Origin of the sequence: Leclercia sp. UBA1284 (assembly GCF_002308415.1) — a bacterium.
Classification (GTDB): domain Bacteria; phylum Pseudomonadota; class Gammaproteobacteria; order Enterobacterales; family Enterobacteriaceae; genus Enterobacter; species Enterobacter pneumoniae.
Map to the genome: position 1 here is coordinate 352596 of NZ_DBUS01000007.1, position 13728 is coordinate 366323.

Sequence of the window (13728 nt, forward strand, 5' to 3'; positions counted from 1 at the left end):
TTCGGGCGGTATGATAATCGCCGGGGACTAAACCAAACGTAAACCAGACTTTGCCCATTGCGGATCCCCCTGCCCGAATTAGAACCTATTCCACAGGGCCGACTTATTACGGCCAGTCTGGAGACGCACAACGCGGCCCAGGCCCAAACTGGCCATTAAACGAGCCCAATGGGGTAGACTGTTAGGCTTATTGATCACTTCATTGTCGTATTACAGGGAACAGAGCATGCAGAACCGCCTGACCATCAAAGACATCGCGCGCTTAAGCGGCGTGGGCAAATCGACCGTTTCACGCGTGCTGAATAACGAAAGCGGTGTCAGCCAGCGTACCCGTGAACGCGTCGAGGCGGTGATGGAACAGCATGGCTTCTCCCCTTCTCGTTCCGCGCGCGCCATGCGTGGGCAGAGCGATAAAGTGGTGGCGATCATCGTCACGCGTCTCGACTCTCTCTCGGAAAACCTGGCGGTGCAGACCATGCTGCCGGCCTTTTATGAGCAGGGTTACGACCCCATCATGATGGAGAGTAAGTTTTCGCCGCAGATGGTGGAAGAGCACCTCGGCATGCTTCAGCGCCGCAATATCGACGGCGTGGTGCTGTTTGGTTTTTCCGGCATAGAAGAGCAGATGCTCGCGCCGTGGCAATCCTCGCTGGTGCTGATGGCGCGCGATGCCGCCGGGTTTGCCTCGGTCTGCTATGACGACGAAGGGGCGATCCTGACGCTGATGCAGCGCCTGTATGAGGGCGGTCATCGCCATATTAGCTATCTGGGCGTGCCGCACAGCGATATCACCACCGGCCAGCGCCGGTATGACGCTTATCTCTCCTTCTGTAAAAAACGGGCGTTGCCTGCCGTGGCCTCGCTGCCGGGGCTGAGCATGAAGCAGGGCTATGACCAGGTGGGCGCCGTGCTTACGCCGCAAACCACCGCCCTGGTCTGCGCCACCGATACCCTGGCGCTGGGGGCGAGTAAGTACTTACAAGAGCAGCGCATCGATAACCTACAGCTGGCCAGCGTGGGCAATACTCCCTTGATGAAGTTCCTGCACCCGGAGATCATCACCGTCGATCCCGGCTACGCCGAATCGGGTCGTCAGGCCGCCTTACAGCTGATCGAGCAGATCACCGGCCGCAGCGAACCCCGGCGAATTACCATTCCCGCCACCCTCTCCTGATCCCTTCCGTTACGGTTTATTGTGATCTTCGCCGGGTTTCGGGAACGTTCCCGTTTTCGTGCGTCTGCTTAAAGAGTAGCCTTGCGTGCAGTTCCTTCCCTACACCTGTGTCATGAGGCTTCATGATGAGTAAAGTAAAACAAGACGATATTGATCAGCTGATCGTACTGGTTGGTGGACGTGAAAACATCGCCACCGTCAGCCACTGTATTACCCGCCTGCGCTTCGTGCTGAACGATCCGGCCAAAGCCAACCCGAAGGCCATTGAAGAGTTGTCGATGGTGAAAGGGTGCTTCACTAACGCCGGGCAGTTCCAGGTCGTGATTGGTACCGAGGTGGGCGATTACTACAAAGCCCTGCTCGCCACGACCGGCCACGCGTCAGCGGATAAAGAGCAGGCCAAAAAAGCGGCGCGACAGAATATGAAGTGGCATGAACAGCTCATTTCACATTTCGCCGAAATCTTCTTCCCGCTGCTGCCTGCGTTAATCAGCGGCGGCTTAATTCTGGGCTTCCGCAACGTGATTGGCGATGTGCCGATGAGCGACGGCAAGACCCTGGTGCAGCTCTACCCGACGCTGCAAAGCATCAATGACTTTCTGTGGTTGATCGGCGAAGCCATCTTCTTCTATCTGCCGGTGGGCATCTGCTGGTCGGCGGTGCGCAAGATGGGGGGGACGCCCATTCTGGGGATCGTGCTGGGTATCACGCTGGTCTCTCCGCAGTTAATGAACGCTTACTTACTGGGTCAGCAGGTGCCGGAAGTCTGGAACTTCGGCCTGTTTACCATCGCCAAAGTGGGCTATCAGGCGCAGGTGATCCCGGCGTTGCTGGCTGGTCTGGCGCTGGGCATGATTGAAGCCCGTTTAAAACGCATGGTGCCCGATTACCTCTATCTGGTGGTGGTGCCGGTCACGTCGTTAATTCTGGCGGTCTTCCTCGCGCATGCCTTTATCGGCCCGTTCGGCCGGATGATCGGCGACGGCGTCGCCTGGGCGATGCGTCACCTGATGATCGGCAGCTTCGCGCCGGTGGGCGCCGCGCTGTTTGGCTTCTTGTATGCGCCGCTGGTTATTACCGGCGTGCACCAGACCACCCTCGCTATTGATATGCAGATGATTCAAAGCATGGGCGGTACCCCGATGTGGCCGCTGATTGCCCTGTCGAACATCGCACAGGCTTCGGCAGTAACCGGCATTATTCTGGTGAGCCGCAAACATAACGAACGCGAAATATCGGTTCCGGCGGCCATCTCTGCCTATCTGGGGGTCACTGAACCGGCGATGTACGGCATCAACCTCAAGTACCGCTTCCCAATGCTGTGCGCCATGATCGGCTCAGGTCTGGCGGCGCTGCTGTGCGGCCTGAACGGCGTGATGGCGAACGGCATCGGCGTGGGCGGACTGCCGGGTATCCTCTCCATTCAGCCAGACTTCTGGCAGGTGTTCGCGCTGGCGATGGCGGTGGCCATCATCGTGCCAATGGCGTTAACCACCGTGATGTATCAGCGCAAGTTCCGTCAGGGCACGCTACAGATTATTTAACTCTTTTCGGGGCGCCCTTGCGCCCCTTCGCATTTGCAGGAACGTATTATGACTACCCTTCCCCACTGGTGGCAAAACGGCGTTATCTACCAGATCTATCCAAAAAGCTTCCAGGACACCACCGGCTCCGGCACCGGCGACCTGCGCGGGGTGACGCAGCGTCTCGACTATCTGCAAACGCTGGGCGTTGATGCCATCTGGCTCACCCCGTTTTATATCTCCCCGCAGGTGGATAACGGCTACGACGTGGCGAACTATACCGCCATCGACCCGACTTACGGCACGCTGGATGATTTTGATGAGCTGGTCGCCGGCGCCCACGCCCGCGGCATTCGCATCGTGCTGGATATGGTCTTCAATCATACCTCCACGCAGCACGCCTGGTTTCGCGAGTCGCTCAACAAAGCGAGCCCGTACCGACAGTTTTATATCTGGCGCGACGGCACCCCGGATCAGCTCCCCAATAACTGGCGCTCTAAATTTGGCGGCAATGCCTGGCGCTGGCATACGGAGAGCGAGCAGTACTACCTGCATCTGTTTGCCCCTGAGCAGGCCGATCTCAACTGGGAAAATCCGGCGGTGCGTAACGAGCTAAAAAAAGTCTGCGCGTTCTGGGCCGATCGCGGCGTGGACGGGCTGCGCCTCGACGTCATTAACCTGGTGTCGAAGGACCAGGCCTTCCCGGACGACGAGCTGGGCGATGGGCGTCGTTTCTATACCGACGGGCCGCGCATTCATGATTACTTGCAGGAGATGAGCCGCGACGTCTTTACGCCGCGTAACCTGATGACGGTGGGTGAGATGTCCTCCACCACGCTGGAGCACTGCCAGCAGTATGCCGCGCTGGACGGGCGCGAACTGTCCATGACCTTTAATTTCCACCACCTGAAAGTGGATTATCCCAACGGCGAGAAGTGGACCCTGGCACAACCCGATTACGTAGCGCTCAAAGCCCTCTTCCGCCACTGGCAGCAGGGGATGCACAACCGGGCGTGGAATGCGCTGTTCTGGTGTAACCACGATCAGCCGCGCATCGTCTCCCGCTTTGGCGACGAGGGCGAGTATCGCGTCCCGGCGGCAAAGATGCTGGCGATGGTGCTGCACGGCATGCAGGGCACGCCATACATCTACCAGGGTGAAGAGATTGGGATGACCAACCCGCACTTTACCCGCATTACCGACTATCGCGACGTAGAGAGCCACAATATGTTTGCCGGGTTGCGCACCGCGGGACACGATGCGGACGCGCTGCTGGCGATTCTGGCGAGCAAATCCCGCGACAATAGCCGAACCCCGATGCAGTGGGATGCCAGCCTCAATGGAGGCTTTACCGGGGGCGAACCCTGGATTGCCCTGTGCGATAACACCCGCGACATCAACGTGCAGGCGGCGCTTAACGATCCCGATTCGGTGTTTTATACCTACCAGCGACTTATCGCCCTGCGCAAAGCGATGCCAGTGTTGACCTGGGGCGATTATCAGGACCTGCTGCCCGAACATCCCTCCCTCTGGTGTTATCGCCGTCAGTGGCAGGGACAAACATTGATGGTAGTCGCCAACCTGAGTCGGACATGCCAGTCCTGGCAGCCCGAGGCCGCAGAGGGGGAATGGCAGACGGTGATAAGCAACTATAGCGAAACGGCCAGCCATCCTGCTGCCATGACGCTGCGCCCGTTTGAAGCGGTATGGTGGCTGCAGTCATAAACCAGAAGGCCGGGTGTAATAATTACCCCGGCTTATTATGCTGTTTTTGTTGAATATTTAATCAGCTTTATTCTCTGCATATTTACAATCGTCCTAACGCCCGCCATTTGTACGCTCGTCTTTTTGCTTTGTCCTGAATCAAATAAATCGCAAACATGTTTGATGCAAATCACTATATGTAGCACTTAAAATGCACGCCAACCCAACATCTTGTATTAAGCGTCTACGCTTTCAACAACAAGATGACAAGAAATTGTGGATAACAACTGTGGGTAACGCGGGAAGTCGCTGGGCCCTGTGCCATTGCGCCCAGTGCATACTTCTCCACCTCTGTGGATAACCGGTAGTTATAAATAGATAAAATGGAGTGATCATGACACCGCATGTGATGAAACGTGATGGCTGTAAAGTGCCGTTCAAATCAGAGCGCATTCAGGAAGCTATTCTGCGTGCAGCTAAAGCAGCGGGAGTCGATGACGCAGATTATTGCGCCACCGTCGCAGACGTCGTTTGTAACCAGATGAACGGCCGCAGCCAGGTCGATATCAATGAGATTCAGACGGCGGTGGAAAACCAGCTGATGTCCGGCCCCTATAAGCAGCTGGCGCGCGCTTACATCGAGTATCGCCATGACCGTGATATCCAGCGCGAGAAGCGTGGCCGCCTGAACCAGGAGATCCGTGGCCTGGTGGAGCAGACCAACCCGGCCCTGCTGAACGAAAACGCCAACAAAGACAGCAAAGTGATCCCCACTCAGCGCGATCTGCTGGCCGGGATCGTGGCCAAACACTATGCCCGTCAGCACCTGCTGCCGCGTGACGTGGTGCAGGCGCATGAGCGCGGCGAGATCCACTATCACGATCTCGATTACTCCCCCTTCTTCCCGATGTTTAACTGCATGTTGATCGATCTGAAAGGGATGCTGACCCAGGGCTTCAAGATGGGCAATGCCGAGATTGAGCCGCCAAAATCCATCTCTACCGCCACCGCTGTCACCGCACAGATCATCGCCCAGGTGGCCAGCCATATTTACGGCGGTACCACCATCAACCGCATTGACGAAGTGCTGGCCCCGTTCGTAACGGCAAGCTTTGAGAAGCACCGCAAAGTCGCCCAGGAGTGGCAGATCCCGGATGCAGAGGGTTACGCGCACTCCCGCACCGAGAAAGAGTGCTACGACGCCTTCCAGTCGCTGGAATATGAGGTGAACACCCTGCACACCGCTAACGGCCAGACGCCGTTTGTCACCTTCGGATTTGGTCTCGGCACCAGCTGGGAGTCGCGCCTGATCCAGCAGTCGATTCTGCGCAACCGCATCTCGGGCCTTGGCAAGAACCGCAAAACGGCGGTGTTTCCGAAGCTGGTCTTCGCCATTCGCGACGGCCTGAACCATAAGTTCGGCGATCCTAACTACGATATCAAACAGCTGGCGCTGGAGTGCGCGAGTAAGCGCATGTACCCGGACATCCTCAACTATGACCAGGTCGTTAAGGTTACCGGCTCGTTCAAAACGCCAATGGGCTGCCGCAGCTTCCTTGGCGTGTACGAAGATGAAAACGGCGAGCAGATCCACGACGGGCGCAACAACCTGGGCGTGATTAGCCTTAATCTGCCGCGCATCGCGCTGGAGGCGAAGGGTAATGAAGCGGCGTTCTGGTCGTTGCTGGAGAGCCGTTTGACCCTGGCGCGTAAGGCCCTGATGACCCGTATCGCCCGTCTGGAAGGGGTAAAAGCCCGCGTCGCCCCCATTCTCTATATGGAAGGGGCGTGCGGCGTGCGCCTGAAAGCGGATGACGACGTCGCGGAGATCTTCAAAAACGGCCGTGCCTCGATTTCGCTGGGCTATATCGGCATTCACGAAACCATTAACGCGCTGTTTGGCGACAAGCACATGTATGACAGCGCGGCCCTGCGCGCCAAAGGGGTCGCGATTGTGCAGCGTCTGCGCGACGCGGTTGACCAGTGGAAAGACGAAACCGGCTACGGCTTTAGCCTCTACAGCACCCCAAGCGAAAACCTCTGCGACCGCTTCTGCCGCCTGGATACCGCGGAGTTTGGCGTGGTCGACGGCGTAACTGATAAAGGTTATTACACCAACAGCTTCCACCTTGACGTGGAGAAGAAGGTGAACCCGTACGACAAGATCGACTTCGAAGCGGCCTACCCGCCCATCGCCAACGGCGGCTTCATCTGCTACGGCGAGTACCCGAACATTCAGCACAACCTGAAGGCGCTGGAAGACGTGTGGGATTACAGCTATCAGCATGTGCCCTATTACGGTACTAACACGCCAATCGACGAGTGCTATGAGTGCGGCTTCACCGGTGAGTTTGAGTGCACCAGCAAGGGCTTCACCTGCCCGAAATGCGGTAACCACGATGCCGCCCGGGTGTCCGTCACCCGCCGTGTGTGTGGCTATCTTGGCAGCCCGGATGCGCGTCCGTTCAACGCCGGGAAGCAGGAAGAGGTGAAGCGCCGCGTGAAGCATTTGGGGAATGGGCAGCTCGGTTGAGTTTTTACCGGGTTCTCCCCCTCACCCTACCCCTCTCCCTCAAGGGAGAGGGAACCGATCGAGCACGTTGTTATGCCTGTCGCCGGTTTTCTCCCTCTCCCTGTGGGAGAGGGCCGGGGTGAGGGCATCAGGTTAAACCTATGAATTATCATCAGTACTACCCCGTCGACATCGTCAACGGCCCCGGCACCCGCTGCACGCTCTTTGTGGCAGGCTGCGTTCACGAATGCCCCGGCTGTTACAACAAAAGTACCTGGCGTCTGAACTCAGGCATGCCGTTTACGGCAGAGATGGAAGATCAGATCATCACGGATCTGAACGACACGCGCATTCACCGCCAGGGGATCTCCCTCTCCGGCGGTGACCCCCTTCACCCGCAGAACGTGCCAGAGATCCTGAAGCTGGTGAAGCGAATCCGCCGCGAGTGCAGCGGCAAAGACATCTGGGTCTGGACGGGCTATAAGCTGGATGAGCTGAACGACGCCCAGCGGGAAGTGGTGGATCTAATTAACGTGCTGGTGGACGGCAAATTTGTGCAGGATTTAAAAGACCCGGCGCTGATCTGGCGCGGCAGCAGCAACCAGGTCGTTCATCATCTGCGTTAAAAGCGGCTCAGGCACTCCACCGCCACCGTTTTAAATGCCGCAAAATCACCGCAGCCGCACAGCCGCGCCATCGCCCGCTCGCGTAAAAAGGTGACGAAAATATCGTAGATCGCCATCGCCTCTTCGTACTCGCTTTTGCTAATGGCCAGCAGGAAGATAACGTGCGCGGTTTCATCCCCCCACTGGATCCCCTGCGGGGCCAGCACCGTATAGACCACGGTCTTTTGCGCCAGCAGACCCAGCGAGTGCGGCAGCGCTATGCCATCGCCCAGCATGGTGCTGACGATGGCTTCACGTTCAATCACCGAGTCGAGAAATTCGCTGTTTACAAAGCCTTCTGACTGAAGCTGTTCACACAGCTGGCGGAACAGCGTCTGCTGGTCGATGGGCTGGTCAATAATGCGGAAATGAGCGGCGTCGAAATACTTCTCCAACATCCACGGGCGGGTGCGGTCCACCAGCACCAGCTTGCCAATCTGCTCCAGTTGATAATCGGTCGGAAAGGGGGCGATCTGCACCACCGGCTTGGCCTTTTCGCTGATACGCGCGGTAGAGATAACAAAGTCTTCGGCGATGGCCTCACTCTGCTCGTACTCGCGCAGCGTCACGGTGCGGGTCACCTCCACCTGCGGGTATTTGCGCTGCAGCACCGCTTCGATCATTCGCACCATCGCGTTACCGGCATCACACACCAGCAGCACCCGCGGCTGGCGCTGGTAGCCGATATTGTAGTGACGCTCCAGCCCCACGCCGATATGCAGCACCAGAAAACCAATTTCGTTTTCGCTGATGACATAGGGGGTATATTTGCCCCAGCTCGACACGGCGGCCAGAGTCATATCCCAGGCCATCGGGTAGTGCTGTTTGATGTTATCCAGCAGCGGGTTGGGGATCATGATCTGATAACGCACCCGGGTGATCATGGTCTTGATGTGCGTGAGCAGATCCGCATGCAGCTGGGCATCGCTGAGCAGGTTGTAGTTATAGTGGGTGTTGATATAACCCAGAATATAGTTAACCAGCGCTTCGTCGTCGTCGGCATTGATGGCGCTGGGGGCGATATCCTGGATCTGACGCGCCGCAAGGTGCACGCAGAGCCAGTTCTCTTCGGAGGGGGCCAGCGCTTTATCCGCCAGAAGCGCTATCGCCGCGGCAATATCCTTTGCGGCATCCCGCACGTTCTCTTCCACATCTTCCGCGCTGAACTCCGGCAGCGGGTAGCCTTCGCTGATGCGCCGTACCGACACCGCGCAGTAGAGGCGGACAAACAGCTCCCCCTCATCGGTAAGGCGGATGTGATGGCGGGTCAGAGTATCGTGGAGTACGGCCACCAGCTGTTCCGGAACGCCCGCGTTCAACGCCACCTCGGTGACCAGCGGATTCAGGCCGTCCTGCTGCGCCAGTTCCCACAGCAAATCGGTCAGGCAGGCGCGAATGGACATCTCGCTGCCAAACAGCTTCATACCGTGGCGCGGACGCGTCTCCAGCGTCAGGTTATAGCGGGTAAACCATTCCCGAACTTCAACCATGTCACTTTGCAGGGTGGCACGGCTGATAAACCACTCATCGGCCAAATCTTCCAGCTTGAGGGAAAAAGCCGAGGTAAGAAAACGCACCACCAGGTAGTGCACCCGCTCCGGCCCGGTTCGCGGAATACGCAGCGCGCGCGGGTGAGATGACTGCAGTTGCTGATAGCGCTCGGCGTCGTCAATTTTGAGTTGATAGCCATTGCCACGGCTCAGAATAAACTGCGCGCCGTGGCTCGCCAGCAGCGCGTTCAGGGCGGTGATATCAGCACGGACGGTTCGCGTGGAGACCGACAGCCGCTGCGCCAGTTCGTCCTGCGGCAGCGTCTCGTTTTGCAACAGGTCGAAAAGTTGCGCTAAACGTTGGTTCGGGAATCGCACGGGGATGTCCTCTTACAGCTTAAGGTGAAATGACCATCTGGGATGGGCTGCCGACCGGGGTATAGTCCGGCTCGAAGCGGAGCTTGCCGTCCTGCGCCACGCGAAAACGGGTAATGTTATCGCTGCGCTGGTTCATGACGTACAGCCAGCGTCCCTGCTTATCAAGCGTGAGGGTGCGCGGATAATCACCCCGCGTCCAGACGTCGTCCTGATGCGTCAGCGTGCCATCGGCTGTTACGGTAAAGTGCCCGATGCTGTTATGCAATCGGTTAGCCACGTAGAGCTGCTTTCCATCAGCACTTAATACCAGCCCGGCGGCAAAACTGGTGCCTTTGTAACCTTCCGGCAGGGCGGAGAGGGTTTTGCCCTCTTTGAGCTGGCCGTCGCTGTTCACCTCGTAATGGGTCAGCGTCGAGGCCTCTTCGTTAATCAACCACAGGGCATCGCCTTTTGGTGTGAAGACGAAGTGGCGCGGCCCGGCCCCTTTCGAGGAGGCGTTAATGAACGGCGGATCGTTGGGCGTCAGCTTGCCGGTTTGATCGTCAAAACGGTACTGGTAGATCCGATCCAGCCCCAGATCGGTAGAAAACACGTACTTCCCGCTCGGATCGGCGGCGATCATGTGGGCATGGGGACCATTGTGATCGCTAATGGCGAAGCTGCCCTCCACTGCCGCCTCGGGTTTGGCCACGCCCGGTTCCCCGCTATCCTGATGAATATCCGTGGCCTCGCCCAGGCTGCCGTCCGCTTTAATCGGTAAAACGGCGATTGACCCGCTAACGTAGTTCGCCACCAGCAGATGCTGGCCGTTCGGCGTCAGGGAGAGATAGACCGGCCCCGCGCCGCCGGAAGCCACCTGATTTAACTCGCTCAGATCGCCGTTATCACCGATGCGCAGCGCCTGCACAACCCCCTGCTCCACCTCGCTTGCCAGATAGAGCGTTTTGCCGTCGTGCGAGACGGTCAGCTGTGCGGCGTTCGGCAGCTTGCTCACCAGCGTTTTGTTCGCGAGCGCGCCGGTTTGCGGGTCGAGGGTAAAGCGGTACAGCCCTTCACCGTTCGGGTTGTAGGTTCCCACCCAGGCGTACTGCGTCTGGGCGACGGCGGTAGTAGCGAGTAACGAGAGTGAAGCGACGAGCAGGTTGCGGGTGTGCATGGTGGCTCCTTTGGGGTTGTGCGGTTTGTTTCCCCTCACCCCGGCCCTCTCCCAAAGGGAGAGGGGGTAAAGGTTCCCTCTCCCTTTGGGAGAGGGTTAGGGTGAGGGGCAGTTTTTATTTCACCAGCTTCTTCGTCATCTCCAGCAGCGTGCGCACATCTTCCGGGCGCGTATCGCCGCTGGCTTTATCGATAATCGAACTGTAAATATGCGGAATGATCTTGCTCACGCCCGCGTCCAGGGCAATCTGCAGGATCGCTTCAAAGTTTTCCAGATCGATACCGCCGGTCGGCTCGAGCCAGAAGTCGTGACGGGCGCAGGCTTCCGCTACCGCGGTGTACTCATCGCGGCACTTCAGACCGCCCATCGGGAAGTATTTGATGGAGCTGCCGCCGAAATCTTTCAGCAGGGCAATGGCGGTTTCGACCGGGACGATCCCATCCGGTGCCGCGCTGCTCAGCGGGCCGGTGGAGATCTTGACCATGCCGACGGTGCCGGTTGGCGAGACCAGGCCGTTCACCACGGACTCGCTCTGCCCCAGCAGCGCACGGCTGGTGGCGACGCCGGTAAAGACCTGATTAACGTGCTGCGGCTGCACCTGACGGGAGATTTCGCTCACCATTGCAGACTGGTTCGGATCGCCCGCCCCTAGCCCCACGGAAAGGGCGTTATCGATAAGCGCGGCATACTCGCGCATGTCGGCGACCGCGCTGTCTACGTCCGGATAATTTTTGGAGAGCACGCCCACCAGCACGTGGCCTTCCGCCGCCTCGTAGATGGCGCTGGCGTTGGCTTTGGAGCCTGCCAGCACGTTCAGGCACACGCGGTCACGGTAAAAATTGGGGGTCAGTTTCATGCGTTTTTCTCCTGTCCTACTACTTCGCTAATGCGGCGGTACACAATATTCAGCTGGTCAGCATTCACGCTGCGCACGTCCGCCTCGATAATCCCTTCGTTGGCCTTGTAACCACGGAAGTAGATGGCGTATTCGCCCTGCTTCAGGGCGTGCACAAGGTCACCGGTGCCGACGCCAGTAATGGCTTCGTCAAACTTAATTTCTGCGCGGGCGATATCACGTCCGGCACTGTCCCAGACTACGCGCGCCGTGACGCCGTTCAGGGTGTTAAGAGCATCGATAAACGGCGTCATCTTCGCCACCATCTCCGCGCCGTTCTCTTTCGTCGCCGTCAGGTAGTGTTCGATGGCGCAGGTCAGGCCGAGGATCCCCTCTTTACCCACCTTCATGGCGCGGCCAATGCCCGCCGTCTGGCGTTTCACCCACTCGACGTACTGGGTTTTGCCGATCACCAGGCCGCTGGTCGGGCCTTCGATTGCCTTCGCGCCGCTGTAGATCACCAGGTCCGCGCCGGAGCGGTAATAGACATGCAGATCTTCTTCCGCGGCGGCATCTACGATCAGCGGCAGATCGTGTTTACGGGCGACCACCGCCGCCTGCTCGACGCTGAGCATGCTTTTCTGCACGCAGTGGTGAGATTTAATATAGAGGATCGCCGCCGTACGCGGGGTGATCGCCGCTGCCAGCTGGTCGGCAGAGCACTCGTTCGCGTAACCAGCCTCCACCAGCTTGCCGCCGCCCAGCGCCACCATGGTGCCGACCGGCGCGCCAAAGTTGACGTTGTGCCCTTTCGGCAGGACGATTTCGTTGTTCTCAATCGGGGTGACGTGCAGGTTTTCCAGCAGCCAGTCGCTCTCTTTGACCAGGACCGCCGCCACGGATTGCGCAATACCCGCCGAGGCGCAGGAAACCACCGTCGCCCCTTCCACGTCCAACAGCTTTGCGATGTACTCCCCGGTTTTGTTCACCAGGTCTTTCATTTCGAAGTACTGATTCATGCCGTCCATCGCCGCCTGCACCACCTCCGGGCGCGGCGTGGAGACACCCAGCGCCGTCATACGGCCAGAGGTGTTGATAACCTGCTTTAAATTGTACTTTTCAAAAATCGAAGGCATGTTCCGTGCTCCCTTGTTCGGTCATGTAGCCCTTGCCCGCGCGGATAGCGGCAAGCGGCACCAGAATATGTTCAGCCTGCAGGCTGTCGTTTTCAGCATCGGTCAACAGCGTCAGCTGACGTTTAACGGTGAAGAGCGTAAGGTCGGCGTCGAGACCCGGCTGAATGCGCCCTTTGCGCGTCAGGCGCAGGCCGTCGGCAGCGTTTTCGGTCACGCAGGCGATCACCTGCGGCAGCGACATGCCGATGGCGAGGAATTTCGACATCACGCTCGCCAGTGAGCCGACCGGACCGTTGATGCGGTTGCGGCAGTAGATATCCGAGCTGATGGTGTGCGGCAGAATGCCCATCGCGATGGCGCGTTTCGCCACTTCAAAGCTAAAGCTCGCCGTGCCGTGGCCGACGTCGAGTCGCACGCCGCGCTTCAGGGCGGAGGTGACAGACGCGCGCAGCTCACCGGAGGGGGTCAGAATGCGGTTCGGCTTGCCGTTGTAGCAGTGGGTGATGATGTCGCCGCTGCTCAGCAGTTCGGCAATTTCATCGAGGTTCGGCGGGTTGTTGCCGATGTGCACCATCAGCGGCAAATCGCCGTTCTCTTTCTGAATGGCTTTCGCGCGCTCCAGCGGCGTAATGCCGTTGTCGCCCACCACGCTGCTGCTCATGCGCGCCTTCAGGCCAACGATAAAATCAGGGTGGCGTGTTACCGCCTGCTTCACTGCCCCGGCGTCGATATTCGCCATATTGGCGAGTTCATTTTGGGCGATTAGCCCAACGCGGGAGATGTTCAGCAGGGCAAAGACCTCGGTTGTGGCCTTGCGGGTAATCGCGTAGAAATCGTCAACGTCGTCGGCTCCGGTACTGCCCGCGTCTACCACCGAGGTGACGCCGGTGGCGATGCCGACGCTGTCAGGCTCGTCGTGGTAAATGGGAGAGTTCGGGTAGCAGTGAACGTGAGAATCGATCCAGCCGGCGCTGACAAACACATCGCCGTTCAGCTCGACCGTTTTACGTGCGGGAGCGTCAATTTCGCCCAGCGCCGCGATTTTCCCGTCCTGAATGGCGATATCGGTCAGGGTATCGTCGGTAAGGCGCGCACGGCGCAGGAGTAAATCAAACATGCGTATCTCCTGAAGGAGCGGGCGCCGAAGCGCCCGCG

The 13728-nt window shown here is 58.7% G+C and carries 10 protein-coding genes; 5 read left to right on the top strand and 5 right to left on the bottom strand.

What is annotated here, in order from left to right; all coding sequences use genetic code 11:
• The first annotated feature begins 226 nt into the window (after positions 1–226).
• The 5 genes from treR (at position 227) to nrdG (ending at position 7539) form a co-directional block, all read left to right on the top strand.
• Positions 227–1174, top strand: a complete 948-nt coding sequence (treR, locus tag B3511_RS16420; RefSeq protein WP_286783818.1) for a trehalose operon repressor TreR — start codon at positions 227–229, stop codon at positions 1172–1174.
• A gap of 125 nt (positions 1175–1299) precedes the next feature.
• Complete coding sequence (treB, locus tag B3511_RS16425) at positions 1300–2718, top strand: PTS trehalose transporter subunit IIBC (protein ID WP_046886521.1); 1419 nt, start codon at positions 1300–1302, stop codon at positions 2716–2718.
• A 48-nt stretch (positions 2719–2766) separates the two neighbouring features.
• Positions 2767–4422 (top strand): alpha,alpha-phosphotrehalase, encoded by a 1656-nt coding sequence (gene treC, locus B3511_RS16430; RefSeq protein ID WP_286783819.1) that lies wholly within the window; start codon positions 2767–2769, stop codon positions 4420–4422.
• Between the two features lie 373 nt (positions 4423–4795).
• Entirely contained in the window at positions 4796–6934 is a 2139-nt protein-coding gene (nrdD, locus tag B3511_RS16435) for an anaerobic ribonucleoside-triphosphate reductase (RefSeq protein ID WP_046886426.1), read from the top strand.
• Between the two features lie 140 nt (positions 6935–7074).
• Positions 7075–7539, top strand: coding sequence for an anaerobic ribonucleoside-triphosphate reductase-activating protein (gene nrdG / locus B3511_RS16440; RefSeq protein WP_286783820.1), 465 nt, complete (start codon positions 7075–7077; stop codon positions 7537–7539).
• Here the strand turns inward: nrdG and B3511_RS16445 are convergent.
• The 5 genes from B3511_RS16445 to B3511_RS16465 all read right to left on the bottom strand — a co-directional run bounded on the left by B3511_RS16445 (position 7536) and on the right by B3511_RS16465 (position 13690).
• Entirely contained in the window at positions 7536–9446 is a 1911-nt protein-coding gene (locus B3511_RS16445; RefSeq protein ID WP_040077433.1) for a BglG family transcription antiterminator, read from the bottom strand. The genes nrdG and B3511_RS16445 overlap by 4 nt on opposite strands.
• 19 nt (positions 9447–9465) lie before the next feature.
• On the bottom strand, positions 9466–10602 hold the full coding sequence (locus B3511_RS16450; RefSeq protein ID WP_286783821.1) for a lactonase family protein: 1137 nt from the start codon (positions 10600–10602) through the stop codon (positions 9466–9468).
• A gap of 115 nt (positions 10603–10717) precedes the next feature.
• A complete protein-coding gene (dagF, locus tag B3511_RS16455; RefSeq protein WP_212478328.1) occupies positions 10718–11458 on the bottom strand; it encodes a 2-dehydro-3-deoxy-phosphogluconate aldolase in 741 nt (246 codons plus the stop codon).
• Positions 11455–12573: a DgaE family pyridoxal phosphate-dependent ammonia lyase gene (locus B3511_RS16460; protein WP_286783822.1), complete on the bottom strand. Its 1119-nt coding sequence runs from the start codon at positions 12571–12573 to the stop codon at positions 11455–11457. The genes dagF and B3511_RS16460 overlap by 4 nt, the downstream gene beginning before the upstream one ends.
• Positions 12557–13690: an amidohydrolase/deacetylase family metallohydrolase gene (locus B3511_RS16465; RefSeq protein WP_286783823.1), complete on the bottom strand. Its 1134-nt coding sequence runs from the start codon at positions 13688–13690 to the stop codon at positions 12557–12559. The genes B3511_RS16460 and B3511_RS16465 overlap by 17 nt, the downstream gene beginning before the upstream one ends.
• Positions 13691–13728: the final 38 nt, after the last annotated feature.